This window comes from Stanieria cyanosphaera PCC 7437 (genome assembly GCF_000317575.1).
Classification (GTDB): Bacteria; Cyanobacteriota; Cyanobacteriia; order Cyanobacteriales; family Xenococcaceae; genus Stanieria; species Stanieria cyanosphaera.
In genome coordinates this window covers 42,258-68,817 of the sequence record NC_019748.1, presented here as the reverse complement: position 1 = coordinate 68,817, position 26,560 = coordinate 42,258, and the positions used below count along the sequence as shown (strand labels likewise).

22 protein-coding genes and 1 pseudogene are annotated in these 26,560 nt (G+C 35.6%); 9 read left to right on the top strand and 14 right to left on the bottom strand.

The genetic code is table 11. The annotated features are described in order from the left end of the window. Positions 1-6 precede the first annotated feature (6 nt). The 3 genes from STA7437_RS00300 to thrS form a co-directional block, all read right to left on the bottom strand. On the bottom strand, positions 7-387 hold the full coding sequence (locus tag STA7437_RS00300) for a type II toxin-antitoxin system VapC family toxin (protein ID WP_015191358.1): 381 nt from the start codon (positions 385-387) through the stop codon (positions 7-9). Further along, a complete protein-coding gene (locus STA7437_RS00295; protein ID WP_015191357.1) occupies positions 380-616 on the bottom strand; it encodes an AbrB/MazE/SpoVT family DNA-binding domain-containing protein in 237 nt (78 codons plus the stop codon). The genes STA7437_RS00300 and STA7437_RS00295 overlap by 8 nt, the downstream gene beginning before the upstream one ends. A 331-nt stretch (positions 617-947) precedes the next feature. Then, a complete protein-coding gene (gene thrS, locus STA7437_RS00290; RefSeq protein WP_015191356.1) occupies positions 948-2,771 on the bottom strand; it encodes a threonine--tRNA ligase in 1,824 nt (607 codons plus the stop codon). A 173-nt stretch (positions 2,772-2,944) separates the two neighbouring features. Between thrS and STA7437_RS00285 the strand changes: the two genes are divergently transcribed. After that, complete coding sequence (locus tag STA7437_RS00285) at positions 2,945-3,262, top strand: DUF2605 domain-containing protein (protein ID WP_015191355.1); 318 nt, start codon at positions 2,945-2,947, stop codon at positions 3,260-3,262. A 69-nt stretch (positions 3,263-3,331) separates the two neighbouring features. Further along, complete coding sequence (locus STA7437_RS00280) at positions 3,332-3,655, top strand: DUF2973 domain-containing protein (RefSeq protein WP_015191354.1); 324 nt, start codon at positions 3,332-3,334, stop codon at positions 3,653-3,655. 129 nt (positions 3,656-3,784) lie between these two features. Here the strand turns inward: STA7437_RS00280 and lptC are convergent, their stop codons facing one another. The 3 genes from lptC to metG form a co-directional block, all read right to left on the bottom strand. Further along, positions 3,785-5,020, bottom strand: coding sequence for an LPS export ABC transporter periplasmic protein LptC (gene lptC, locus STA7437_RS00275; RefSeq protein WP_015191353.1), 1,236 nt, complete (start codon positions 5,018-5,020; stop codon positions 3,785-3,787). Then, positions 4,998-5,606 (bottom strand): LabA-like NYN domain-containing protein, encoded by a 609-nt coding sequence (locus STA7437_RS00270; protein ID WP_015191352.1) that lies wholly within the window; start codon positions 5,604-5,606, stop codon positions 4,998-5,000. Before STA7437_RS00270 ends, lptC begins: the two co-directional genes overlap by 23 nt. 102 nt (positions 5,607-5,708) lie before the next feature. Further along, complete coding sequence (gene metG, locus STA7437_RS00265) at positions 5,709-7,292, bottom strand: methionine--tRNA ligase (RefSeq protein ID WP_015191351.1); 1,584 nt, start codon at positions 7,290-7,292, stop codon at positions 5,709-5,711. Between the two features lie 596 nt (positions 7,293-7,888). Between metG and STA7437_RS00260 the strand changes: the two genes are divergently transcribed. Then, on the top strand, positions 7,889-8,713 hold the full coding sequence (locus tag STA7437_RS00260) for an alpha/beta fold hydrolase (protein WP_015191350.1): 825 nt from the start codon (positions 7,889-7,891) through the stop codon (positions 8,711-8,713). 130 nt (positions 8,714-8,843) lie between these two features. On the opposite strand, the gene STA7437_RS00255 is transcribed toward STA7437_RS00260, so the two are convergent. After that, positions 8,844-10,886 (bottom strand): sensor domain-containing protein, encoded by a 2,043-nt coding sequence (locus STA7437_RS00255; RefSeq protein WP_171815433.1) that lies wholly within the window; start codon positions 10,884-10,886, stop codon positions 8,844-8,846. A 429-nt stretch (positions 10,887-11,315) separates the two neighbouring features. Between STA7437_RS00255 and STA7437_RS25275 the strand changes: the two are divergent. From STA7437_RS25275 to STA7437_RS25270, 3 genes and pseudogenes are all read left to right on the top strand, one after another. Continuing rightward, a pseudogene (locus STA7437_RS25275) lies at positions 11,316-11,489 on the top strand (IS1 family transposase); the annotation flags it as partial. Between the two features lie 222 nt (positions 11,490-11,711). Further along, entirely contained in the window at positions 11,712-12,086 is a 375-nt protein-coding gene (locus STA7437_RS00250) for a response regulator (RefSeq protein ID WP_015191348.1), read from the top strand. A 326-nt stretch (positions 12,087-12,412) separates the two neighbouring features. After that, the gene (locus STA7437_RS25270; RefSeq protein ID WP_015191347.1) at positions 12,413-12,619 is read left to right on the top strand and encodes a hypothetical protein; all 207 of its coding nucleotides are present in this window, start codon (positions 12,413-12,415) and stop codon (positions 12,617-12,619) included. Positions 12,620-12,816: 197 nt separating this feature from the next. Here STA7437_RS25270 and STA7437_RS27020 read toward each other — a convergent pair whose 3' ends face one another. The 6 genes from STA7437_RS27020 to STA7437_RS00225 all read right to left on the bottom strand — a co-directional run bounded on the left by STA7437_RS27020 (position 12,817) and on the right by STA7437_RS00225 (position 20,677). Continuing rightward, positions 12,817-13,005 carry an FAD-dependent thymidylate synthase gene (locus STA7437_RS27020; RefSeq protein ID WP_407696421.1) on the bottom strand — a complete coding sequence of 63 codons (189 nt, stop codon included), beginning with the start codon at positions 13,003-13,005 and terminating at the stop codon, positions 12,817-12,819. A 60-nt stretch (positions 13,006-13,065) separates the two neighbouring features. Beyond that, positions 13,066-14,913: a group II intron reverse transcriptase gene (locus STA7437_RS00245; protein WP_015191346.1), complete on the bottom strand. Its 1,848-nt coding sequence runs from the start codon at positions 14,911-14,913 to the stop codon at positions 13,066-13,068. A 795-nt stretch (positions 14,914-15,708) separates the two neighbouring features. Continuing rightward, a complete protein-coding gene (locus STA7437_RS00240; protein ID WP_083856838.1) occupies positions 15,709-16,011 on the bottom strand; it encodes an FAD-dependent thymidylate synthase in 303 nt (100 codons plus the stop codon). A gap of 587 nt (positions 16,012-16,598) precedes the next feature. Beyond that, positions 16,599-18,365 (bottom strand): group II intron reverse transcriptase/maturase, encoded by a 1,767-nt coding sequence (ltrA, locus tag STA7437_RS00235; protein WP_015191345.1) that lies wholly within the window; start codon positions 18,363-18,365, stop codon positions 16,599-16,601. Between the two features lie 661 nt (positions 18,366-19,026). Further along, positions 19,027-19,263: an FAD-dependent thymidylate synthase gene (locus tag STA7437_RS00230; RefSeq protein WP_015191344.1), complete on the bottom strand. Its 237-nt coding sequence runs from the start codon at positions 19,261-19,263 to the stop codon at positions 19,027-19,029. Between the two features lie 457 nt (positions 19,264-19,720). Then, a complete protein-coding gene (locus tag STA7437_RS00225; protein WP_015191343.1) occupies positions 19,721-20,677 on the bottom strand; it encodes a PhoH family protein in 957 nt (318 codons plus the stop codon). An 862-nt stretch (positions 20,678-21,539) separates the two neighbouring features. Here STA7437_RS00225 and STA7437_RS24550 point away from each other — a divergent pair. The 3 genes from STA7437_RS24550 to STA7437_RS00210 all read left to right on the top strand — a co-directional run bounded on the left by STA7437_RS24550 (position 21,540) and on the right by STA7437_RS00210 (position 25,092). After that, on the top strand, positions 21,540-22,883 hold the full coding sequence (locus STA7437_RS24550; RefSeq protein ID WP_015191342.1) for an IS1/IS1595 family N-terminal zinc-binding domain-containing protein: 1,344 nt from the start codon (positions 21,540-21,542) through the stop codon (positions 22,881-22,883). A gap of 303 nt (positions 22,884-23,186) precedes the next feature. Next, positions 23,187-24,044, top strand: a complete 858-nt coding sequence (locus tag STA7437_RS00215; protein WP_015191341.1) for a response regulator — start codon at positions 23,187-23,189, stop codon at positions 24,042-24,044. A 130-nt stretch (positions 24,045-24,174) separates the two neighbouring features. Continuing rightward, positions 24,175-25,092 carry an ATP adenylyltransferase family protein gene (locus STA7437_RS00210; RefSeq protein WP_015191340.1) on the top strand — a complete coding sequence of 306 codons (918 nt, stop codon included), beginning with the start codon at positions 24,175-24,177 and terminating at the stop codon, positions 25,090-25,092. Here the strand turns inward: STA7437_RS00210 and mgtE are convergent. Then, positions 25,087-26,460, bottom strand: a complete 1,374-nt coding sequence (gene mgtE / locus STA7437_RS00205; protein WP_015191339.1) for a magnesium transporter — start codon at positions 26,458-26,460, stop codon at positions 25,087-25,089. The two genes, STA7437_RS00210 and mgtE, sit on opposite strands and share 6 nt — an antisense overlap. Positions 26,461-26,560: the final 100 nt, after the last annotated feature.

The window sequence follows — 26,560 nt, the reverse complement described above, 5'->3', positions numbered from 1 at the left end:
CTCAATTTAGCGAATTAACTCGACAGTCATGCCAGTGTTAAAAGTCAACCAAATTTGATCTGCGCTTAATGCTATTGCTCCCAACTTAGCAGCTAAAGATAAACACGCTCTGTCTCCTAACGAAAGCGGTGGAGCTTCAATTTGAGCCGTTGCCACAGCTAAACTGTAATCAAAACTTTTGAACTCTAACCCAACAGCCTGCAAACTTTCAGCTACTGGTTTGACTGCTTGCCCTTTACTTACTAATTTTCGGGCAACTTCTGACCAATTAACAACTGACATGAAACAAGTTGCTTCTTCCAAAACGAACTGAACTCGATCTGCCCCTGACTCATTGTTAAGCAGTGCTAAAATCGCTGAGGCATCAAGAACAAAGCAACTACTCATTAGCAGTCTCAGCCCTTCGCTCTGCAATTAACTCTTCTACTATCGAATCTGACGAATTGAAGGTTGAGCGCAGACGTTGAAAGACATCATCGGGTTTTTCTAAAATAATTCGATTTCCTTCTAGCCTTGCAATGAGTTTCGATCCTGCTACCAGCCCTAATTGCTGGCGTAATTCAATCGGGATGACAATCCGTCCTTGTTTATTGACTTTAGTAATAGTTTGTGTCATTTATTTTATAAAATGTCATTATATTTAGAATATGACACTTTTTGCGATTTTTGGCTGAATCTGATTGTAATATACAGATAATTCTGCCTATGTACTTAATATTTTTGCGATCGCAACAGACTTATAAATACTTACAGCGATTTTCAGGTGAATAGACTACAAGATTAATTAAACCAAACTATTCCCTATTGCCTTAAAAAATTAACGTGGTCTACCCAATTGAAAAATGCGTATTCGTACATGAGATTAAGAGTTGTGCCAAATTAATCAAAAAACCCATCCAGATTTTCAAATCAACAGGACGGGTTAATCATTAAAATCGAGGTAAGAACTACAAATTACTGTGAGAAGAGATAGCATCAGTTAACTTATTGATTACTTCTGCCACAGGAATTGCTCCTAATTCTCCCGAAACACGAGTACGTATATTTAAAGCGTTTCCTTCAAGTTCTTTGTCTCCAACTACTGCCATTACAGGAATTTTTTGAGTTTCGGCGTTACGGATCATTTTACCGAGGCGTTCCCTACTGGTATCCGCTTCTGCCCTAATTCCTGCTGCTAGCATCTTAGTTGTTATTTCCTGTACGAAATCCATGTGACTATCGTTTACAGGTAGTAAACGAATTTGAGTAGGTGCTAACCACAAAGGAAAGTCTCCTGCATATTCTTCAATCAAAATACCAATCAACCTTTCTAAAGAACCAAAAGGTGCGCGGTGAATCATGACTGGGCGTTTACGAGAGCCATCTTCCGCAATGTATTCTAAATCAAAGCGTTCTGGAAGATTATAATCTACCTGTACTGTTCCTAACTGCCATTCCCGTTCTAAAACATCTTCAAAAATAAAGTCTAGTTTTGGGCCATAAAAAGCAGCTTCTCCTGGTGCTTCAAAATAATCCATCTCCAAGGTTTGTACTGCACGACGAATTGCGCCTTCGGCTTTTGACCAAACTTCATCCGAACCGATATATTTATCTGATTCAGGATCACGGAAACTAAGACGTGCTTTAAAGTTCTTCAGTTGTAAACTCTTGAAGACAGCCAGAATTAAATCTACTACTTTAAGGAATTCATCATCTAATTGTTCAGGAGTGACAAACAAATGAGAATCATCGACAGTAAAACCTCTCACCCTAGTTAAACCGCCTAATTCTCCTGATTGTTCATAACGATAAACAGTTCCAAACTCAGCTAATCTGATGGGTAATTCCCGATAAGAACGCAACTGACTTTTATAAATTTGGATGTGAAAAGGACAGTTCATTGGTTTGAGGACAAATCCCTGTTCTAGCTTGGCTGCTTCCTCATCTTCTGCCATCATCGGGAACATATCTTCTTTGTATTTTTGCCAGTGTCCTGAAGTTTTAAATAAATCGATTCTGGCAATATGCGGTGTTACAACAGGAAGATAACCACGTTTGATCTGTTCTTGTTTGAGAAAATCTTCCAACTGCGATCGCAAGATTGTTCCTTTGGGAGTCCATAAAGGTAAACCAGGACCAACAGGATCGGCAAAAATAAATAGTCCTAATTCCTTACCTAACTTACGATGATCTCTTCTTAAGGCTTCTTCTTTACGACGTTTATATTCGGCTAACTGTTCGGGAGTTTCCCAAGCTGTACCATAGATCCGTTGTAGTTGGGCTTTAGTTTCATCTCCACGCCAATAAGCACCAGCTACACTTTCTAAGTCAATGGCTTTGGGATTAATATCTGCGGTACTTTCCACATGAGGGCCAGCACACAAATCCCACCATCTCTCACCCAAATGGTAAAGTGTAATCGGTTCTTGAATTCCCTCAAGTATTTCTAGTTTATAAGGTTCGTTTAACTTTTCAATACGCTGTTTAGCTTCTTCTCGACTGACTTCTTCCCGAATGACAGGCAATTTTTGATTGATGATCTTGATCATCTCTTTCTTAATTGCTTTTAAATCTTTATCGGTAAAAGGTTCAGGACTATCAAAGTCGTAATAAAAGCCATTTTCTGTCCAAGGACCAATGGTTACTTGTGTTTTCGGAAACAGCTTCTGCACCGCCATTGCCATGATGTGGGAGGTTGTGTGGCGGATTTTCTTGAGATTTTCTGATTCACTTGTGCGCGGTAATCTAATGAAATTTGATTCTTCTGCGGTGGGCATCGGCTGTTTAACCATGCAAATTAACTCTTTTGATTTTACTAACAGCTATAAGTCTTGTTTCTTTCTATGATACTGGTGTTACTAAGTCTTTGAATTGTGAACTTAATAATTAAAATCATCAGAGATTCTATTAAGATATGTAAAAAACGCTAATATATGTAGTGAGATAACAAGCTATTTTAAAATTTATGTCTTCAGAACAAGAATTGCTTAAAACAGTTCTCGAACCTCTTCTAGAAGATTTTCAATATTGGTTTTCGCGATCGCGTTCTTTATTAGAATCAGAAAGATTATCTTTTTTTACAGTTGAGGAACAAGCTCAATTACTAGAACAAGTCAAAAAAAGTCAACAAGAGGTTAGTACTGCCCAAATGTTATTTAAAGCTACTGACGGTCAAGCTGGAATCGAGTCTCGGATGCTCGTTCCGTGGCATCATTTAGTGGCTCAATGTTGGGATGTAGCGAGAAGATGGCGCGAACTTAAAGCTCAAGATTCTCAATCTTAATTATCAATTTAGATAAAAAACGTAGTTAAAAAGTAGGGTAATTTTTGTTATTTTTGGGGGAAAATGTTTATGTTACAGCTAATATACATTTTTGCTTTTACAATTGTAGCTTTTTTGGCAATTGCTAATCTAATTCGTAGTTTAATTAATTTGAGTTCAGAAAGTCAAAGACTGTATCCTAATAATGTTTCGGCTCAAAACTCTCAAAGTAAAGGTCAAACCAAAACCAATCAAGTTGCTAAAAAGCCACTTCATCCAGAATTGTTAGACGCACAAGGTAAGATTATTAATGAACCTTTATTAGTTATGCGTTCTGTCTCAGTAGAAGATGCTCGTCAGCAACTAGATTCAATTTATAATTCTTCTCCTAATAAATCTGATTTGGAAGAATAAATTACAAAATTCAAAAAGCATTTCTGTTCGATTTTTTCAACTTAAATAGAAATGCTGTAGCAATTTTTACGCTTGATGAGGTACAAACAAGACCTCGTTTTTTTGTTGCTAGATCAATTAATCAAAATATTAGCGATCGCTTATAACTGAAGTTACTTGTTTATTGTCTTGATTATCGCTACTAACAATTATTTTATTTTCTGTTAGTTTTCCAACTGCTCGATCTCCTGTTAAATTAATTTGAGGGTCAGCTTGTTCATAAATAACATTGCCTACGGCTTCAACTGTTTCTGTAGCAATATTCCAGATTAATTGACGAGCATACAACTCAGATCGCTTACTAGGATTAATTCCTTTGACACCGTTATCTAAACGAGCAACTTGCTGTTGTAGATCAATTTCTCCTTGATTTCCCGTCACAGTTAATTGATCTTGACGTTCAAGAATTTGAATTGGTTGAGATGTATTAACAATTCGAGTTTGATAGTTCCAGCTAATACTATTGGTCGCAATTTGTAATTGGGGTTGAAGAGAAACTAATTCAATATTATTATGCAAAGTAACCGTATTTTTGGCTAAATCTACTTCCCCTTTGTCTGCAACCAACCGATCAGTTACGCTTTCTCCCTGATAACGAACAAGCTCTAAATTGCGATCGCTTTTGATTTTTTGCTGAGGAATTTGCCACTGAAGCTGCTCAGTTTTTAACTGTAAAGAGGGTTTTTGACTGGTTGCAACTATATTTCCTTGCAATGCCAAAGTCGAAGTATCGGTATAGTATCTACCTTCTTTCGCCGTAATAGATAACTGAGGATGAGTTCCAGTTAAATTTTGACGCACAATCAAAAGATTTTCTTTTGGTCGCCATTCAATCTCATCACTTCTGAGAATTGCACCATTGCGAGGATCTGTAACAATTACTTGATCTCTGAGAAAAATAATTGTGCCATTATCCCGGACTTCCGCTTTTTTACCACTCAATTGCAAAATAAGCTGGTCATTTTGCAGTAAATTCCCAGTTACTTGGTCTAAATAAGCAATTTTTTGATCGTCACTATAAACAGTATTGACTGCTTTAAGTTTCCATAAAGTACCACCTTCAACATTAGATTGTTCCAAGACGGCATTATTTAAAACTAGACGAGTATCAGAACGAGCAGAAACGGGGGATTTTGGTTCGACTTGTGGCTGGGTTGCTGAAGGAGATTGTGTTTGACGTTGGGGGACAGGGAGGTTACCTTGCCTTGTCCAATCAACGTGTTGACAACCAGTCAGATTAAATAACAAAATACCAACGAGCCAAAAACCCAGACGAAAAGTTTTTCCCCCGAGCAATTGCTGATTATTGAGCGGATTTTTCCTCATCTAAGAGACTAAAGCCAGAAAAACTGCGTAATGGTTCATGAAGTTTCGTATTTTTTTGAATATCTTCTTTAATTTGATCTAGATCTATATAGCGATCGGCAACATTAATTAAACTATCGCTAGTCATTGAGCGTAAACTAACTACTTCTACTCTAGCACCTCGATAACTAACCGCATCGACGGCATAGGCTAGATCCCCATCCCCACTAACTAAAATTGCGGTGTCATACGATCCTACTAATGCCATCATATCGACTGCAATTTCTACATCTAAATTAGCTTTTTTTGAGCCATCGGGGAGTTGAACTAAGTCTTTAGCAATAACTCGATAACCATTGCGACGCATCCAGAGTAAAAACCCCTGTTGCTTTTCATTAGTTCGATCTACACCTGTATAGAAAAAAGAGCGTAATAACCTAGAACCTCCCGTTAAACGAAAGAGTAATTTACTGTAATCAATCTCAATACCTAACTGTAGTGCTGCATAAAATAGATTTGAACCATCAATAAAGATGGCAACGCGACCCCGATTTTCTAAGATTTGTTCCGGGGTAAAAATTGGGTCGCTCTCGAAATTATCTAACATTTTTTTAATGCCTCTTTGTTAAGAAAAAAGTTATTTTATTAGTTGAATTACCCCCCTTGCTCACCAAGTTTTGTTGAATTGATTGGTTGGTTACAATCAATTTTATGAAGGTAATTCTAGTTTGGAAAAAATAGGACGAGCTTTACTTAAATTTTGATTAGCAGTAAGCTTTCCCCACTGAGAATGGTGTATTAAAATGTCATCCGCTAAATTGTGTGTTTTATGATTGAAATCAAAAGAAAATCCTAATTGTTGATAAATATCGTTACTAAGATTGGGAATAATTGGGGATAATAAATAAGCTGATAGTCTAACTGATTCTAGAACAGCATACAAGATCTGTTCCACTTCTTTTTGTTTACCTTGTTTGTATAAACTCCAAGGTGCAGATTCATCAATATGTTTGTTACTTGCTCTAATTAAATTAAAGATTTCTTCACAAGCTTGACTAAACTGCAAGGCTTCATAGGCTTGAAAAACGCGATCGCTTAAACCCGTACCAATTTTTTTTAAGGGATGTTCTAAATCTAAGTCAGCTTCGGTAAGTTGAGGACCATTACTTTGGCAGTATTTTTTCAACATACCCAAAGTACGATTGAGCAAGTTACCCAAATTATCGGCTAAATCAGCATTAAGCAGTTCTACAAACCGAGTTTCATTAAAATCCCCATCTTTACCAAAATCAATTCCTTTTAAAAAGTAATAACGAACAGCATCTGAACTATATTTATTGACTAAGGCAAAGGGATCGACCGTATTGCCAAGAGTTTTACTCATTTTTTTGCCGTCTTTGGTGAGAAAACCATGACCGAAGATTCGCTTTGGTAAGGGTAATTCGGCAGACATCAACATTGCGGGCCAATAAACTGCATGAAAACGCAAAATATCTTTACCAATTAGATGCAGGTTAATGGGCCACCATTGAGATAAAGCGTTCGCTAAAGTAGGTTCTTGTTCTGGCTCTAATAAGGCAGTAACATAACCCAACAAAGCATCAAACCACACATAAATTGTATGGTTGGGATCGCTGGGTAAGGGAAAACCCCAATCTAAATTAACACGGGAAATGGAAAAATCTTTCAATCCCTGGCTCACAAAATTTAGTACTTCGTTACGACGACTTTCTGGTTGGATAAAATCAAGGTTTTGAGCGTATAAAGTTTCTAGTTGAGTTTGATATTGAGATAATTTAAAAAAATAATTTTCTTCATCACGCCATTCTACTTGTTTGTTGGGATGAAGAGGACAAAAACCTCCTTCGAGTAAATCTCTTTCTTCTTTAAATTCTTCACAAGAAACACAGTACCAACCTTGTTGTTGATCGAGATAAATATCTCCTTTTTGCCAAACTCGTTCAAAAAACTCTTTGACGATAGCTTCATGACGAACCGCAGTAGTTCGACTAAAGCGATCGTATTGAATATTAAGTTTTTCCCAAAGAGACTGAAAACTCGCTACAATGCGATCGCAGTGAACTTGAGGCTCTAACCCTTGTTCGGCTGCTGTCCTCTCAATTTTTTGCCCGTGTTCGTCTGTCCCTGTAATAAGTAAGACAGAGTTTCCTTGTAAACGTTGAAAGCGAGCAATTACATCAGCAACCATCGTAGTGTAAGCACTACCAATGTGAGGAACATCGTTAACGTAATAAAGAGGAGTAGTTAAAGCAAATTTAAAACGATCTTTCATTGAAATTTATGATTGAATCAGTGCTTTAGTCCAAAAAGTAATGTTACAGTTCAATTGGACTCGAATAATAATTCTAGATGTAAGCTGACATAGTTAGCCTCCCAGTTTCTGGCTTTATTATTTACAGTATTAATTACAACAGCTATCGCCTGAATAAGGTGGGGAAAATACTTAATACTTTGTAGATTTATTTAACACAATCCCTGCCAAAGCCAGTTATTTGAATTAAATTGATACTTCTAGCCTCAATATAGACTTGATAAAGTTTACAAATATTAAAATTATCTTAAAATCTTAAACTAGCAGAAGCTTGATAGGCAAACAAAAGATTTTGATTAGTTGAATTGTAACGAACTAACAAAAAATGATTTGTTTGCTCAGAATGTTTTAACAGCGATTACGATGCTTTGTAAGTCGCAGCTTACTCCGCCTTTCGAGGTAACCTCGAAGCGGTTGAACGGCGGAGAAGACACGGACTGGCGTTCCTCAGTCAAAACTTGGTTCATTTGATTGACTTAAAGTACGATAGAGCTAAAAAAATATCAATTAACAAGATAATAAGTATTAATACTTGATTTTTCCTCTTTTAGTACCTAATGAGCAATCGTTCAAATATCGGTTTTTTAACTCCCAAACCAATTCAACCTGAATTACCTTTGTTTGTCTATTTACCAGGCATGGACTGTACAGGAGAATTATTAACAGTTCAAGCAGATAAATTAGCTAAATCCTTTGACTTACGTTGTTTGTATATTGCTCCCACTGATTTGAGTAGCTGGGAAAAACTGACTGAAGCAACTATTAAACTAATTCAAATAGAATTAATTAAAAATCCTCAACGGATAGTTTATCTGTGTGGAGAATCTTTCGGCGGTTGTTTGGCAATCAAGACAATTTTAGCTGCACCAGAATTAATTCAAAAATTAATTTTAGTTAATCCAGCTTCTTCTTTTTATCAACGTTCTTGGTTAGGATTAGGGGGAATTTTAACCAATTTAATTCCAGATTTAATTCATCGCTATTCTGCACTCGGTTTTTTGCCTTTTTTAGCTGAATTAAGCAGAATGGCTCAATCAGAACGCCTTGCTTTACTAAAAGCCATGAGAGCGATCCCGCGAAGTGTAGTAGGTTGGCGTTTATCTTTATTACAAAATTTTGGTAGTTACGAACAGCAGTTGACTCGTTTAACTCAACCAACCCTAATTTTAGCTGGTGGTAGCGATCGCTTGTTACCTTCTTTGGAAGAAGCGCAACGATTAGTTAATCTTATTCCTAAAGCTGAAATAGTAGTCTTACCTTATAGCGGACACGCTTGTTTATTGGAAACACAGACCGATCTTTATGCGATTTTAGAAAAGTATGGTTTTTTAGATCATCTCGCTCAATCTTACGAACAACTAGCATCTAATTTATCGGTTTAACGAAGGCTAAATTTCAATTTCCTAAAATCTTGCTCTCAAATAATATTATTTATTAAGTTCATAGCTCCAATCTTGTTTGACGATGCCATTAATTTGGCTAAAACTATTTAATCAAAAAAGTCTGTAAACTTTAAGCTACAACATTGCTTTTATTTTCTTGGCTTGGAAGTAACCAGTTATTACAATTTTGTAAATTATTCTGACTAAAACTTTCTAGCCACAGTTCGATTTTTTCCCTATTTTGAGGAGGGGAAAACCAGTAGCCTTGTACATAATGACAACCCAGTAAATGAAGAAATTCTAATTGCGTTAAAGTTTCTATTCCTTCCGCAATTACTTCTATGTTTAATTCATTAGCAATCATCATCATGGCACGAACAATAGCAGGATTTGAATCATTATCATCCATTTGACTAATGAAAGAGCGATCAATTTTTATTTTATTAATAGGAAAATTTTGTAAATAACTTAATGACGAGTAACCTGTACCAAAATCATCAAGACAAATTTGAATTTCTCTTTGTTGTAATTGCTTAAAAATCTCTCTTGTTAATTCAGCATTTTCTATCAAAACATTTTCAGTGATTTCTAGCTTTAAATACTGTCCTTCTAATCCAGTTTCAGCCAAAATGTTATCAATATTTTCAATAAAATCAGGTTGGGAAAATTGCTTAGTAGAAAGATTAACCGCTACACTTAAAGGATTATTTATAAGACCTTGTTCCTGCCAAAAACGCAACTGTAAGCAAGCTTCTCGTAATACCCATAAATCGATGTCAATAATTATGCCAATGTTTTCAGCTAAGGGAATAAAATCTTGAGGGCTAATTAACTTTTGTTCCGAAGTTTGCCATCGAACTAATGCTTCAAAGCCTACCAACAAATTGTTTTTTAAAGCAACAATTGGTTGATAATAAACAACTAACTCTTTTTTACTAATTACTCTTTTTAATTGATTCTCCAAAGCCAATTTTTTCATAGCAATATTATGCATTGCCGGACTAAATATTTCGTAGCGTGCCTTGCCTCTATTTTTAGCAGAATACATGGCTAGATCAGCATTTCTTAAAAGATAGATTGGTTGAGTGTAGAGTTCTGAATTAAAAGTAATACCAATACTAACTGAAATAAAAATTTCATGGTTTTCTAATTTGAAAGGTAAAGTTAATTCTTGCTGAATTTTTTGAGAAACTCGGATGGCATCGTTAATACAAGTTAACTCTTCAAGTAAAATTACAAATTCATCTCCACCAATTCGAGCAATTGTATCACCGCGTCTTTGACATTGTTGCAATCGATTGACTAAAGCAATCAGTAATTGATCTCCAAGTAAGTGTCCTAAACTATCATTTATAACTTTGAAGCGGTCTACGTCTAAACAAAGTACAGCAAATTTTTGTTGAGGGTGATTTTGGTTACGTTCTATTAAATGTTCTAAACGGTCGATCAACAAATTACGATTAGGTAAACCTGTTAAATGATCATGAAGTGCATCGTACCTTAATTGTTGTTGTGCTTGTTGGTATTTGATAATTTCTTCTTGTAATTTTTGGTTAGTTTGATTTAATGCTGTAGTTTGTTTTTGAACTTCTATTGCTAATTTTTGATTAAGGTGTTCGATTTTTTGTTGAGCTTTTTTGCGTTCGACTTCGCGTTTTTTGCGCTCGCTGATATCTCTCTGAATACCAAAGTGTCCTATAATTTTACCTTCAGTGTTGTAAAGACAAAGATAATCTCCTTCAATCCACATTGGTGTATTATTCAACTTACGCTCAAAGGTTTCACAACGCAATCGACCAGCATCAAAAAAACGTCGCCATATTTGTTTACCTTGTACTAAGTCATGAGCAAAAAAGTCTCCAGGAGTTAAACCTAACAATTGTTTTTCACTAGCACCATACTGGTCTAGCATTGCCTGATTAACCCTAGCAATACGTTGATGATTAAAGACATAATCAAGCACTTTTTCTTTGTCAACTGTATCATCCCATTGAACTGGCTCATCCAACATCATTAGAAAAATACCATCTAAAGATTGAGCAAAAAATAAATCTAGTAATTTTTGATTTTCCTGCAAATTGTGGTTAGTTGTTTTTAACTTTGTTTGACTTTGTTGAAGATAATGCAGTTTACCAAACAAATGATATTGCCAAAAACTTATTTCTATAAGCATCAGCAACAAGCATGCTGCTAAACTTAAGTTGATTAGTTCATAGATATTTAGTTGGTTAAACCAGTTGAGAATTAGTTGGTAAATCTTATCTAAATTCATTAAAAAAAGTATTTTAATTTACAATTAATGTTGCTCTGACTTCGATTTATAATTACCCTTAAATTGTTGATTACAAAAAAGTTATTGAATTTCTCAACCAATTAATTTTAAGCTTAATTTATGATAATTTTTATTGAAATAAAGTTTACATTTTTTCCTGATAATTTTGACATCAATTTTGAAAAAATAAAATAAAAGCTAGATTTATCTTCTAACTACACAATATAATATTTTTGTCAAGCTATCAATCTAGATAGGTTTTCTACTTGACAACAGAGTTAATTACCGTATCAGAGTCAAACGCATTAAAACTTATATGACAAGAGCGGTACGCAGGTTGAAGGTGAAAATACTCGTCTGAGACATTATCTGGCTCGATTACACCGCAAAACTCTCTGTTATTCTAAATCCAAAGTTATGCTACAATATTCGATTAGGCTCTTAATTCATGAGCTTAAATTTTGGGATGTCCCTGTCCCCTATGCCAAAAAATTCCCCGATTGAAGAGCGATCGCTCTGACCAAGTTTATCATAACAAGCTAGTAACTTAGATATTTGTTGAGCATATCGTTTTAGTCAATGGTTGTCATAGCAAAAGCTAATTGAGATTAAAAAACATAGTAGCTTAGTGCAAGTATCGGACTCAAAAATTTGAGCAAAAGTTGTTAATCTAGAATTTAGCTTCGACAACTCTAAATTTCGCTCATCAGTTAATTCATTAGCAAAATGTCTACTAAACGAATTCTTCTCATTGACGATGAACCAGACATTCAAGTTTTAACTCAATTGAGTTTAGAGTTAGAAGCAAATTGGAAGGTAATCACTGCTGCTTCTGGTCGAGAAGGAATTGTTTTAGCTGAGTCTCAAATACCCGATGCAATTTTACTTGATGTGATGATGCCAGAAATGGATGGTTTAAGCACTTTAGCAAAAATTAAAACTAATCCTAAATTAAAACATATCCCAGTCATTTTTCTCACTGCTAAAGCTCAAATTTCTGATCGAAAAGCATTTTATGAAGCAGGAGTTAAAGGCGTGATCACTAAGCCTTTTGATACTTTAACTTTAGCCAGTCAAATTTCAGGTTTTTTGGGATGGTAAACAGTTAAAGCAGTTTTCGTGATTGGTAGACTACAGGTAAGAAGTAATAACTGATAACTGGTATCTGTTTTATTCAACTGAACATTGCTGTAAAAGCCCAAAAAATTAAGCCAAGCTTTTTTTTACATTTCTTCAATTAATCTTCTTTTTTCTTCACAGCTTCCTCAAGTTTAAGAACTAGTTTGTAGATAGTGAAAGAGACCCTGGATATGATAGCCAAGGCTTCCTTCCACTCTGTGAAGTTGAGGTTATTTGTGATGCAAATGCATAATTAAAAACAATTTAACTGCAACAGTTCATTATTTTTAGTTCTGGTTTAAAAAACAATGATTATTTATACTACTTGTCCTTGCTGTTCTCATCGGATGTTAAGACATATCCGTCATGATAGTATCTATTGGTTTTGCCGTTCCTGCTGGCAAGAAATGCCTGATTTTACTTCTACTTTGTCTACTAGAAAACAACTAGAATCTTTATTAAATACCAAATCTTCTGGCATTGCATCATCCACAATCAGAGCAACTTTAGTTTAGGTCATAACTCACCAATTGGCGCGCAGTAACCAAAATCAGACTTAAAAAAAAAATTCAAGGTTCGACAATGCCAAACCCTGATTATTAACGTTTTTATCGTCAGTATTTTCTTGATTTTAGCTGGGGAACGATTGACCTATATTCGCTTTCGACGCGAGGCACAAACAAACTTTTCTCTTCAATGCCCGTTAAAAGTCTTAAAATTTGTCTTGATATTTAGACCATGCCTCAATAGAAACTGGAACTATAGGACTAATTAATTCTAAAATCGCTTGAGCATAAGCTCCAATTTCACTTTGTGCGCCAGCACCCTGACGCAACCCAATAAAGTGTAAAAGAGCCTGCAATGATACTGTATTAAAGTAGGAGTGAAGGTCGCCCTTCAAACCTCTCTTCAGAACGGAGCGTGAAAGTTTCCTTTCACTCCGCTCCTCTTCGATGAACGTTCATTGAACTCTAGTCCGATTTTCTTTGATTTGTTGTAAATCATTGATTGTCTTTTGGTCGTGGCAGTGGATATGTAGGAGTTGGAAATTTTTATATTCATCCTTTCCGCCTAATGCTTTTGGGATGATATGGTCTACTTCCGCTTCTTTGATATCCTTGAAAAACAGTCCACAGTGACTACATTTACCTTTTTGGATTCTTAGTAGTTTGGCTTTTTTCGTACTTACTCCTGGATGTTTCCCTATTCTGGTTGCCCAGTAGGTTAAGTCTCCATCATAGATACTATTTGTGCCTTTAACTTTAATATGTCTCTGGATTTCAATTTCTGAGTGGTATAAGATTTTCGTTTCGCTCGTGGCAAAAGTCCATTTCCTATTTCCTACTCTCCTCCAGTATTTATCGGATACCCAATAGCCGTTTTTCTTCGGATGTCTTCTCTTTGCCCATCTCCTCAATTGGTGATATAGGATATTGTCACAGTAATTAAAGGTTTCTTGACAACAAACTGTTCGATAATAATTTGCCCAACCTCTAATTATTGGATTTAATTTATCAATCAATACTTCCTGAGATACAGTTCTGTAAGAACGAATGATGTCACCAACTTTCTTAATGTGCGCTTTGATTTTATCCTTTGAAGGTTTGATTATAGTCTTGTGACCTTGTCTTTCTCCTTCTGGAGTTTTTGCTGATTGATTTATTCCAGTTTTGTACTGTCTTACATTAAAACCTAGAAAGTCAAAACCTATGTTTCCCTGATATTTATTTAGGGTGTGAGATATTTTTGTTTTGCTTGGTTTTAATTCTAGACCCATCTCCAGAAGAAACGATTCAATTGTCTCCTTACATTTGTATATGACGTTTATGTCGTTGTGTAAGATGACAAAATCATCTGCGTATCTAATGAGGTGTAGCTTTTTCTCTTTTACCCTTCTATCTGTAATAACTTGACCGGTACTTGTTGTCAGATCAAGATTCCTGGCTAGATTCTTGATTGCCATCTCCATACCATGTAAGGCTATGTTGGCTAAGAGAGGTGATATTACTCCACCTTGGGGTGTACTTTCATCGGTTGGAAACCAATTATCGTCAATGACCCCACTTTTTAACCACGCTTTTATCTGTTTCTTTATTCCAGGATATGTTTCTAATTTGTTCAACAGTTTTTGATGGTCGATTTTGTCAAAACATTTGGCAATAGCTGCATCTAATACATATTTAGGTTCGTATCTGATCACATTAAATATTGCTCCAATTGCGTCATGACATGACCTTCCTGGTCTAAATCCGTAGCTATTAGGCTCGAATTTTGCTTCCCATTCTGGTTCTAGTGCTAATTTGACTAGACACTGTATTACTCTGTTTTTCATGCAGGGTATTCCCAGAGGTCTTTTTTCTCCATTTGCTGAGGACACGTCATTTGAGGAAACCTCAAATGCGCGCTTCCCGTAGGGCGACCGAAGGTCGGATGTCCGTTTCGGAATCCATACTCCTCGAGTAGGTTTAGATTTTCCTTCTATGTTGAGATGATTGACCATTTCAAGGCGTTTTGCTGGAGTTAATGATTTGATTCCATCTACTCCTGCTGTATTTTTGAGGGGCTGTGTGCGGAATTTACTTCCGCACCTTGAAAGCCCCGTACCCTGATTGTCTTGAGTAACCCTCTTAATTGCCCAGAGTTTCCCAAAATAGGATTTTGTTAGTAGTTTTTGTAGTCTGTGAACTGCTTTGGTATCACCACGTTGACTAGCTTTGTATATTCTCTTTTGTAATTTGAACACGGCAGTTTCTACGACCTTCCAGTCGATTTCACGCCAGTTGTTCCATTCATACTTCCTAGAGTTCATCGTCTTAAATTACTACTTGATTTCTACAGATTCATCAAAGTGAGTACGTCAGCGAGGGGCTGTCTCTTGAACTTGGTTCAAGAGCTTGTACGCCCCGTATATCCTTTACATTACGTAACGGCGTTGGCTTTTTACTCAATCTTTCTCCTGATACCTTGCGCTGGTTGCTGCTCAGGTTACCGACCACCTGAGAGGTATGTCGGAGTTACTTCGTTCCTCATATTTCATTTGACTTCTGACCTTAGATTTATCCTATCCACCGTCTCTGTGTATATGCCCCTAGTTCAGCATTTGGAAACTGCTAGTACGTTAGAGAGTTACCTTTTGGTCATAGCCTGACAGCCTTATTTGGCTATTATGCTTTCACGATGGTTTTAACGGATATTCCTGGTGTAATCATAGTCAGAATTTGCTCGACCAAGTACCAACTTAGGCTGTTAGCTGTTGGTCTTTTAACCCCGCTTCAGCCTATGGCTTACCAAACACCAAGTCACTGGGGGTTATGCTTTCACTCTGGCATCAGAGGGAAGGAATCTCACCTCCATGAATTATGAAGTTGTCAAGGTACTTTTATTCGGTAATCTTATTTGTTGTTTGTAACAATTCGTTAGGTATTACCTTTGTACCAAGCTAGGTTGACGCTGGTTCAGAGTTGCCTCTGATATTAAGTCCGTTTGATTAACAGGAAGAAAATTCTCCCCGTCTCTCAGTCAACGTTGACGTGGAACTATTGAAGCGGACTTCATATAAGTATCTTTTTTTACAAGATTTAGCCTCAGCTTTGACCTAAACGAATCACACCCATACCCAAGCAGTATAAACAGAAGGAACTAAAATTCCTCTGGCCTGTTCCCTACCAACTCCTAGTTCTAATAATTGTTGATAAGCTTGATAGCTACTTTGACATTGTTGTAAATAAATTGATTGAGCTTGAGCATTAATTTCTGTCTCCAAGTTTCCTTCGGTTGCTTGTTTGTTGCTTTTCGCTTGTTGTCGAAAAATTTCTGGAATATAAAATTCATCACTATCATCAATGGCTACATAGCGAAAACTTTTTTCATTCCAGCCTAATTGTTCATCGTTGTGATTACTAGCTATGACGTGTTTCCCAGATTTGTTACAGAGTAACCGATTCCGCTACTCCTCTTTATCTTTCGATAAAGCTCAGACTATATCATCATCTACTTGAGATGTCGCGCACTTCGAAGCCTCTTGACTCCTACTCCCTAAAGGGATAGTCGTTGCACCTTCCGAACTTACTTTCAAAGTATTGGTTTACTCAAAAGACGAGTTTTTGGTTCGGCTTGGCTCAGAGTTGCCATATTCTCACCAGCCTGATGCTGTAAGCTCAGCGGGGCGTACAAATTGTCGAGGTTTCCTCGGCACATCTCACGCTCAATTAAAAGAACGTAGGTTTTCTCTGAATTCACGCGATACACATTTAGAATCTCTTCTAAACGGGGCAGGTGATATGTTGAAGTAGTGTGATTAAATTTTTGTACTAAGCAAATTTGTTTCAATCTCACTACTTTGTAACATATTAGATCTACCACTGACGACAAACATATAAAGGAGCTTTGACTTTAAACTGTTGAACTAAATATAAGTGTCACCACTTATACTCGTCTTCAAAACCGTGCCTGAAGGTTTCCCTTCACACGGCTTCTCTCCGATAGACCTTTTTTCTAAGAGCGAGTTTTATCCATAGCTGTTTTTTTTTCGTGGCAATGTCTGTGTAATAGTTGTAGATTCTCATAACTATTTTTTCCTCCTTTGAATTTAGGTATTATATGGTCTACTTCCATGACATCATTGCCGTTAAAGTACATTTTACATATTGGGCATTTACCTTTTTGTCTCTTTAACAGGGTTGCTTTGGATTTGTTCATTTCTGGATGTCTACATAATCTCTGACTCCAGTAATATTTGTTTCCGTCGAAGTAGCTAGTTTCCTGTTTTACTTTGGTGTGTCTTTTAATAGGGGTATCTGTGTGTTTTATTAGAGTTTTTTCGAAATTTCCCTCTTTTTTCACACCGAATACCCAATGATTGTTTCCTTTTGTGTGCCAGTACCTATCTTTTACCCATTTACCTCCTTTCATAGGGTGTCTTCTTTTTGCCCATCTTTTTAGCTGTTGATAGAGTATATGCCCCATTTTTCCGAAAGTATCACTACTGCATACGGTTGAGTAATATGCTGCCCATCCCCTTATTTTTGGATTTAACCTTTCAATAAGAAGTTGTTGGGTACTATTTCTCATGCCTCTTATGATTTCTCTCAGTTCTGCTGTGTGGTTCTTTATACTTTCCTTTGAGGGAGTGATTAACGTCTTGAATCCCAGTTTTTTACCTTTCGTATTATTTCCACATCGTTTTTTACCCTGTGGATGTTGTCTGATGTTAAAACCAAGGAAATCGAATCCCACTCTACCCTCATGTTTTTCTAATGTATGGGTGATACTGGTTTTTTCCTCATTTATTTCTAACCCTATTTCTTTCAACCACTTTTTGATTGCCTTCTCGCATTCTTTAAGAGTTTCGAGGTTGTGACATAGTATTACGAAGTCGTCAGCGTATCTAATTAGGTTGACACACTTTTCTGCCTTGTACTTATCACTGTATCCTCGGAATTTTAAGTGTTGCGAAGCTCTGGCAACTTCTTTAACTACTTTTTCCATTCCGTTTAATGCGATATTGGCTAATAAAGGTGAGATTACTCCTCCTTGTGTAGTGCCTTTATCTGTTCTGGAATAGATGTTCTTGTCAAGTACCCCACTTTTTAACCAGGCTTTAATCTGCCTTCTCATAGCAGGATACGTGTTTATTTTGTTCAGTAGTTTTTGGTGATTGATATTATCGAAGCATCCTGTTATATCGGCATCAAGCACATATTTAGCTTGTTTGCTGATGCAGGAGAATATTGCCTCAATAGCATCATGGACTGATCTCCCAGGTCTGAAACCATAATTGTTTCCCTCAAATAGAGCTTCCCATTGAGGTTCTAGACTAATTTTGGCTAGGGCTTGTTTTACTCTGTCCTCGATTACGGGAATACCCAGTGGTCTTTTCTTTCCATTAGCTTTTAGTATCCATACTCTGCGAGTTGGTTTACTCTTATTACTAATTTTTAATTTTTCCACTAGTTCCAGCCTTTGTTTAGGAGTTAGTGATTTTACTCCATCTACTCCTGCCGTTTTTTTGAGGGGCTGTGTGCGGAATTTACTTCCGCACCTTGAAAGCCCCGTCCCTTGATTGTCTTGGGTTACTTTTCTTGTCGCCCACAATTTACCAAAGTATGAGTTTGTCAGTAAACGCTGTAGTCGATGTACTTGTTTTATGTTTCCACTCTGACTCGCCTTGAAAATTCTCTTTTGCAACTTGAACACGGCAGTTTCAACGATTTTCCAATCGATGTCTTTCCATTCGTTCCATTTATACTTCTGTGAGTTCATAACTTATTAATTGCTACTCGAAAATTTTCAAATCTATCGCAGTGCATACGTCAGCGAGGGGCTGTCTCTTGAACTTGGTTCAAGAGCTTGTACGCCCCGTATATCCTTCACATTACATAAAGGCTTTGGCTTCTTATGCAATCCCTCCCAATTTCAGGTTTAAGCTGGTTACTTCTCATTTCTGAGAACCTGGATTAGGTTATTCCGTTCCTAGCTATCCGTTCTGTACTAACCTTAGATTTCCTCTATCCACCGTCTCTATGTAAGTGTCCCTGGTTCAACTCTTCAAATTTGCCAGTACTTTAGAGATTGAGCATTTTGCTCGTAGCCTATTCAGTCGCTTGGGCTACTTGGAACTAACGATGGTTCAATCAAGGATTCCTCGCGTAATCATAGTTAGTTATGCTTGGCTGCGACCAGATTGCGACTCCCAGTTCTAAGCCTTTTAACCCTGCTTTAATCAAGAGGTTTACCAAACGCCTTTTGATTAAGGGTTACGCTGTCACTTCGACACTTGAAGGGATGGTTTTCCACCATCACGATTAGCTAAGTTATCTAGGTTCGGTTATCTCTACGAGATTTATTTGGTAATCCATATTCTTGTTTGTGAAGTTATGTAAATATAACTTTACCTTGACTACCTACATTGACCTGACCGAGTTTACGCTGTTAGATGGCTTTGACTCGAACGGAACGCACTAAAAACAACTCCTCTAAAAGGGGAAGTATGTTGGTGTTTGATTAAGTAATTAATCAATTTGATATCTTTTTCACTTAATTGTTGTGAACTTTTTTCAAAGCTGGCACGAGCATCATTAACGACGCTTAAATCACTGCCCATCGAATCAATTAATTCGATTCTACTTTTGCCATCTTTTAATGGATCTATCCAAGCCATAAGAATTGTTTTGTTCCTCAATAATTGACCAACATAGTCAGAGAGATTGCCGTAAGTAAAAATACTTAATTCGACACTCCCTTAAACTTGTCAAAAATTTACTATACTTCTTATCCAGATAATTAATTCAATCTACTGACAAAAAAAGTTAATTTTGATTGGTTTAATTGAGAGATTGAAAGCGATCGCTTTTGGGGATAACTAGCTCAACTTTGTCAAAATGCAGTTAAACTGCCGATTTCAAATCTGGACGAGATTTAGCTTGGTGTTTTAGTTGATTTTTTCGTCCACTTGCTCTATCTTCCGCGTCTTTTTGCTTTTGATTTGTCTGTTGGTGTAAATCTAGAGTAGTGTTCTGTATTTTTAATTTTTGGTTCGTTACGTTACCATATTCTAAGGCTTGGTCTAGTTTACTTTGATAATTTGCTCCTGCTGCAATTAATTTTGCTTAATTTTTTCATGCCTCAAATTTTTCATAAGCAGCCACAATTTTTTGGACTAAAGGATGACGAATAACATCCGCTTGAGAAAGATAACAAAAAGCAATTCCTTCGACAAATTTAAGAATTTTACTAGCAACAATTAAACCTGAATCTTGATGAGAAGGTAAATCAGTCTGGGTAATATCTCCTGTTACAACCATTTTTGAGCCAAATCCTAAACGAGTTAATACCATTTTTAATTGCGAAGGAGTAGTGTTTTGTGCCTCATCAACAATTACAAAAGCATTAGATAAAGTGCGTCCTCGCATATAGGCTAAAGGAGCAACTTCAATTTTTCCTCTCTCCATTAAATCGGGAATTTTTTCTGGATCGATAAATTCGTATAAAGAGTCGTATAAAGGACGCAAAAAAGGATTAACTTTTTGTTGTAAATCTCCAGGCAAAAAACCTAATCTTTCTCCAGCTTCTACGGCTGGACGTGTTAAGATAATGCGATCGCATTCGTCTTTTAGTAAGGCTTGTACTGCCAGTACTGCTGCTAAAAATGTTTTCCCTGTTCCTGCTGGTCCAATGCCAAAGGTAATATCATGGTTTTGAATTGCTTTGACGTATTGTCTTTGTTTAAAGGTTTTTGCCCTAATTAATTCTCCTCTGCGAGTTCGAGCTAGAATATTAGTCTGCAGTTCTTGATATTCTTCCGTAAGCCCTGTATCTACTGCTTGAAAAGCTGTCATGAGATCTGCTTCTGAGATAGTTTTTCCTTCTTCCCAAAGATGTTTGAGAGACTGCACTATCTGAGCGCAACGTGCTACTGCTTTCTCTCTTCCCAACAAGATTAAGTCCTGTCCTCGTAATATGGTCTGTACTCCTGTATGCCGAGATAGTAATTTCAGATTTTCTTCTTTGCTTCCAGCTAAAGCGATCGCACTTTCATGGTTGGGTAAAGAAATGGTTTGGGAAGTTTCTGTCATTAAAATTTTCTAGTTACCAATTTAATATTGTATTTTCTAGGTTACAAAATTTCTAGGTTATCCAGATAGTCTTCCCAAGATTAACGCTGGTGCATTACATTGTATTGGCTGTTATTTGTTTTATTAAAATTAATAATTATCAATAATTTGGGATTGATTTCAGTGGAGATGTTGGTAGCAGTTGCAATAGTGGTACTTAAATATTGACTACTCATTAATAAACAAAACTTCTAGTTAAACCCAAGTTTGATTGAAATTTTTTTTGTAAAAATTAAAAAAAACTTAAGAAAAATCTGATAATAATTATCAATAAATCACGAGCTAATCAATGTTCTAGACTCTAATTACTTATTGAGAATCGTGTTTCAATAAGAAAATGTATCATAGGTATTTTATAAGCTTTTTTTTAATTTTACTTTTCTTTACATTAACTAAAAGAAGATTTGGTCTACTGTTGAAGTTAATCAGCAATTTTTTACTTAATAAAACTTCAAGATGTAGTTTACATAAGAGTAAATTACGCTTTTACTCTATCTTGACAAATAACTACAAAAAGACATTAAAACTAAAAATCAGAAATACTAATTTTTTTTTCTGCGCTTTTCAATCGCCAACTTAATAATTGTTGTTGTTCGGCAATCCTTATTTTCTATTTCCTCAATCAATCAATCTAATCTATCTAATTAAAAACTGCTGTAAATCCGATGTTTTTTATGACTTGTGAGACTTCATTAATAGTCCAATAAATTTTAAAAAGTTTTGAAGATTAGCTACAATAGCGATCAAAAGATTATGATTATATAGTTTGAATCACAAAATCTCGATTTATCATGGACAAAAACAGGATTGTTAGTAGTAGCAAATGAAATGTCCTAGATGTGAATCGAGTTCATATCATAAAAATGGTCGGATCAAAGGTAGACAGCGTTATTTATGTAAAGTCTGCGGTAGACAGTTTTTGTTAGCAGTCCCTGTCTCAAACCATAATAGTTGTGCAACTATTAATTCTCAAGCTTTAAAATCTACTCAACTTTTTCCTGCTTCCACCACAAAAAAAGGCATTGCGATCCTATTAATTGATGCAGAAAATATTCGATTAGACATAGCAACAGAAAACTTTTTACAAGAAATTAGTGAACTACCGCTACAAGTAAAAATTGCTTTTGCTAACTGGCGTACTTCTAGTATGGCAAAAAGAGATTTAGAACTACACGATCGCGGTTATCAATTAATTCATGTTCCTGAAGGTTCTAATAGTGCAGATGGCAAAATGATTGCGATCGGCTCATCAATTTTTTTACAATATCCTGAAACGAAAGAAGTTTTTATTTGTTCTAACGATCTAATTTTTACTCATCTTTGTACCGAGTTACAAAACCGAGGTTTAATCATCCATCGGGTGCATCGAGAAAATCATTGTCTGCAAGTTGAACATCGTCATACCAATACAGTGAGTTCTTACTCATTTGAGTTTAATAGTTCTGTTCCTTCTTTAGACAAATTAATGACATCTTTAGAAGAAATTATTAATTGGAAGTATGCTACAACTACCGAAATGCAAGATAAATTGTCAAACTTAACAGCTTTGTGGCAAGAACGGAAAAAAAATCCTTTGCAGTTTTTATTTGATTCCAAATTTAACTTTGAACAAGAGCATAAATTAGTTCCAATAGAACAAACTCAAACTATTTTTTCTCAACAACAACTAGAACAAGCAATTATTACTATTATTAAACAAAATCAAGATATTTCTCCCCAGCAAGAAGTTAGTATTGCCATGGTTAGTAACGAATTGAAAAAAAAATATGGAGAAAGTGGCAGTCAAATTGTAAAACGATTAAAATTAAAACCAAGTTTTACAAAATTCATTCAGTCTTCTCAGTTATTTGCTACACAAACAATGGGGAAAACTTACAAAATTATTTTACAAAATCAAGAAAAACCAGAATTTCATAATCCTCAATGGTTAGAAAAAGCTTTACTAAAGATTTTGCAAGAGTTACTCCAAAAATCTCAATCAAGTCGTATTCATATTTCCCGTCTGAGTGACGAATTTAAAAAACAATATGGGCTACCAACTTCAACAATTTTAAAACAATTAAAACTGAAGAACTCTTTTCTGGCATTTCTCCAGTCTTGTTCTGTATTTAAAATAGAAAAGATTGATAAAGTTTATCATGTCGCGATCGCTTCTATAGGAAAATAATCGGGAAATATTGTAATAATCTTAATTTTTAAAACTTAAGACTGAGATTTTAAGTAATTAATACAGCAATTTTTGTGCTTGGTGAACTATTAACAAAAATATAGCTCGAAAGCTGTAGTCCTAAAGCGTGAAAACCGCTTTAAGTTTTCCGTATACTTGTTAACTTAAGTCCATATAATTAATTACTTTTCCGCAAAAATACGCAGGAAAAAAATCTTCTATTCAGTGTATTCTCTGAAGTAGCGAAGTAATTCTTGAAAAACTTTGAATTTAAATATAAGATTATTTTTTAAATACTTGCTTATGATTCGTATTTTAATAGTAGATGATCAAAAATTTTATAGAGAAACGGTACGAAATATTTTAGAAGCTGAATCTGATTTTGAAGTAATTGGCGAAGCTGATAATGGATTTAAAGGAATTGAATATGTAGAGAAGCTCAAACCAGATCTAGCACTGGTAGATTTAGAAATGCCAGAAATGGATGGATTTACTCTGACACGGCTGATTGTTAAACGTTTTCCAACCACAAAAGTTGTGATTTTAAGTAGTAATGATGATGAAAATAGTATTAATTGTGCGGTACAAACAGGAGCAAGTGGATATTTATTAAAAAGTAATTCTTGGCAAGAAATAGCCGAGGCAGTTCGATATGTTCAAAGAGGCTATTTTCAACTTAGTCCAGGTTTATTTGAAAAACTAATTTTTCATTTGATCAATAATAAAGAAAGTACTTCAAATCAGCTTATTGATTTAGAAAAAAAGTTTAACAATTATTTCAAAAACTTAGAACAAGAAATTCTTTTTAAAAATGAACTTAATCGTAATCAACTTTTAGGGGACATTGAAGAACAAATCAACCAAATAAAAATTGAGTTTGAGGCAGGATTAAAAACTTTTCAAAGAAAAGTAACTCAGCAAGTACAGACTGGTTTAGATGTTTTTATTAAGCAATATCAACCTAATCAATCAGAGCTAAAAATTTTTGAAAATGAAATTCAGCAATATAATAAACAGCAGGTCTTAATCAATCATCAATTACTGAGTACAAAGCAATCCGTAACCAAAATAGAACAGCAAATAAAATTGATAATTTACAGCTTAATTTTTTTGTTTATAAATTTTATTGTTTTGGCATTGTTCAGCAATTTAAATAATTAATTTTTTTAATTAAAAAGCTCAGGGAGTTAAATCAATATTTCAATCAATAAAAATCAAAATGGCGTAGAACTTGGTGTTATTTTGATACAATAAGCTTACTTTCTTTCTAGGAAACTACGCTTAAGTATCAATGACAGAAAAAAAAATTATCTTATCAGAACAACCGCTATTAGAACCAGGAACTTTATGGAATAACATAGTTCAACAAACTGAATATGCACGCAACTGTGGTGCCTTGCAATCAATTGAAACCGATTATCAATTTATTCAACAAAATGGAATTGATTTTTTAGTTCGTACTTTAGCTAATTTAGCCAGAAAAGAACAAGCCAAACAAAAACAAAAAACGAAGAAAAATTTTAATCCCTTTCTTCCCTATGAACAAGATCTATTCGTCTGCGATCTTTCTGCTACTCATCTTTGTTTATTAAATAAATTTAATGTTGTTGCTCATCATTTATTAATTGTTACTCGTGCTTTTGAAGCCCAAGAAAATTTACTTAATTTACAAGATTTTTCGGCTTTATGGACTTGCCTAACAGAAATTGATGGTTTAGCTTTTTATAATGGCGGTCAAGTGGCAGGAGCTTCTCAACCACATAAACATCTACAACTCGTGCCTTTACCTTTTATTCCTGATCGCTCTCATTTACCAATAGAATCGGCCTTAGCCAATGTTGTTTTTGAGCAGGCGGTAGGAAAAATTCCCCATTTTCCCTTTCATCATGCGATCGCTTTTTTGGACATGGCTCCTGATTGTGCGATTACAGAAGCAGCCGAAATCCTATTAGATTCTTACTACAAATTGCTTAAAACTGTTGGTTTAAAAATAGAACCGCAGCAAATTGTTCAACCATCCGCCTATAATTTACTCGCAACCCGTCAATGGATGTTGCTCATTCCGCGATCGCAAGAAGCCTTTCAATCAATTGCCGTTAATTCTCTTGGTTTTGCTGGTTCTTTATTTGTCAGAGATCCCCAACAAATGCAACTGTTAAAAGAATTGAGTCCCATCACAGTCTTGACAAAAGTTGCTTATCCTTTATAGTCCTAAAATTACTCTAGCGATATTAAAATAAATTAGCACACCTAAAACATCTACCGCCGTAGTAATAAAAGGTGCAGACATCAAAGCAGGGTCTAGCTTGAGAGAACGAAACAAAAAAGGTAAAGCGGAACCCGCCACCGAAGCCAGAAGAGCGATCGCAATTAAACTAATTCCCACTGCTAGAGAAACAAAGAAATTGCCTTGTAACCAATAAGCCCAAACCGTAGCTACAATTCCCAAAATGCCTCCGAGTAAAATACCTGCCAAAGCTTCTCGAAAGATCACTTTTCCTGGTCCTAAATCTGTAATTTCTTCAGTATTCAAACCGCGAATTATTACAGTAGAAGACTGCGCCCCTACATTACCACCTGTACCAGTTAATAAAGGAATAAAAGCTGCTAAAGTCACAACCTGTTGCAAAAGTTCTTCTTGAGAACGAATAATCGTACCTGTAACTGTATTAGTAATTAATAAAACAAATAACCACACTACTCTACGACGAGCAACTGTAATTAAATTAGTTTGAAAATAATTATCGCCATCCGATTGTACCCCGCCCAAAGCATAAATATCTTCGGTCGCTTCCTGTTCCAAAATATCAATCACATCATCGACTGTCACTACTCCCACTAAGCGATCTTCGCGATCTACCACAGGAACAGCCAAAAGATCGTATCTTTGAATGGTTCTAGCTACCTCCTCTTGATCTGTATCCGTATGAACAAACACCACATCGCGAGTCATAATTTCACCTAGAGTTTTTTCAGTTGAAGAAACTACTAAATCTCGTAGCGAAACAATTCCTGTTAAACGACGAGAAGCATCTGTGACATAAAGATAATAAATAACTTCTGAAGCATTCGCTAAAGAACGAATTCTAGTTAAAGTCTCACTAACAGTTAAACTCTCTTTCAAAGAAATATACTCAGGGGTCATAATTCGCCCTGCAGTATCTTCTTCATAACCGAGTAACAAAGCTGTCGCTTGACGTTCACCAGGACTTAATTGCGCGACGAGACGACGAACCACTTTGGCAGGAAGTTCATCAAATAATTTAGCTCGATCATCAGGAGACATCTTGTCAACAATATCTAATACTTCCTGACGTTTAAACTCTTGAATTAAAGCTTGTTGTACAGCAGAATCTAAATATTCATAAACTTCAATCGCTTCGGATTTAGATAATAAACGAAAAGCAATTACTTGCATAGATTCAGGTAAACCTTCAATCGCCTCAGCAATATCTACAGGTTTAACCGGCACCAATAAAGCTTTTGCACCTTCTAAATTACCCTGATTTAGTAATAATTCTAATTGACTGCGAACAAGCTGCCGTAACTCATTGTGTTTGATTCCATTTGCTGTCATAGACCTCCCCTTGATCTTGTTAAATATTTTTTAAAATAGAGTTTTTATCTTCATATCAGTTATCGATTTGCATTTTTTAACATTGTCCTCTATCTTTGCA

Coding starts and splice junctions, on each gene's coding strand:
- STA7437_RS00280 (WP_015191354.1), top strand. CDS start 3,332: ATGTTACAGCTAATATACATTTTTGCTTTTACAATTGTAGCTTTTTTG.
- thrS (WP_015191356.1), bottom strand. CDS start 2,771: ATGGTTAAACAGCCGATGCCCACCGCAGAAGAATCAAATTTCATTAGA.
- STA7437_RS00270 (WP_015191352.1), bottom strand. CDS start 5,606: ATGTTAGATAATTTCGAGAGCGACCCAATTTTTACCCCGGAACAAATC.
- STA7437_RS25270 (WP_015191347.1), top strand. CDS start 12,413: ATGATTATTTATACTACTTGTCCTTGCTGTTCTCATCGGATGTTAAGA.
- STA7437_RS24550 (WP_015191342.1), top strand. CDS start 21,540: ATGAAATGTCCTAGATGTGAATCGAGTTCATATCATAAAAATGGTCGG.
- STA7437_RS00255 (WP_171815433.1), bottom strand. CDS start 10,886: ATGCTTATAGAAATAAGTTTTTGGCAATATCATTTGTTTGGTAAACTG.
- STA7437_RS00215 (WP_015191341.1), top strand. CDS start 23,187: ATGATTCGTATTTTAATAGTAGATGATCAAAAATTTTATAGAGAAACG.
- lptC (WP_015191353.1), bottom strand. CDS start 5,020: ATGAGGAAAAATCCGCTCAATAATCAGCAATTGCTCGGGGGAAAAACT.
- STA7437_RS00230 (WP_015191344.1), bottom strand. CDS start 19,263: ATGGCTTGGATAGATCCATTAAAAGATGGCAAAAGTAGAATCGAATTA.
- STA7437_RS00300 (WP_015191358.1), bottom strand. CDS start 387: ATGAGTAGTTGCTTTGTTCTTGATGCCTCAGCGATTTTAGCACTGCTT.
- STA7437_RS00210 (WP_015191340.1), top strand. CDS start 24,175: ATGACAGAAAAAAAAATTATCTTATCAGAACAACCGCTATTAGAACCA.
- STA7437_RS00250 (WP_015191348.1), top strand. CDS start 11,712: ATGTCTACTAAACGAATTCTTCTCATTGACGATGAACCAGACATTCAA.
- mgtE (WP_015191339.1), bottom strand. CDS start 26,460: ATGACAGCAAATGGAATCAAACACAATGAGTTACGGCAGCTTGTTCGC.
- STA7437_RS00260 (WP_015191350.1), top strand. CDS start 7,889: ATGAGCAATCGTTCAAATATCGGTTTTTTAACTCCCAAACCAATTCAA.
- STA7437_RS00245 (WP_015191346.1), bottom strand. CDS start 14,913: ATGAACTCTAGGAAGTATGAATGGAACAACTGGCGTGAAATCGACTGG.
- STA7437_RS00285 (WP_015191355.1), top strand. CDS start 2,945: ATGTCTTCAGAACAAGAATTGCTTAAAACAGTTCTCGAACCTCTTCTA.
- STA7437_RS00225 (WP_015191343.1), bottom strand. CDS start 20,677: ATGACAGAAACTTCCCAAACCATTTCTTTACCCAACCATGAAAGTGCG.
- STA7437_RS00295 (WP_015191357.1), bottom strand. CDS start 616: ATGACACAAACTATTACTAAAGTCAATAAACAAGGACGGATTGTCATC.
- metG (WP_015191351.1), bottom strand. CDS start 7,292: ATGAAAGATCGTTTTAAATTTGCTTTAACTACTCCTCTTTATTACGTT.
- ltrA (WP_015191345.1), bottom strand. CDS start 18,365: ATGAACTCACAGAAGTATAAATGGAACGAATGGAAAGACATCGATTGG.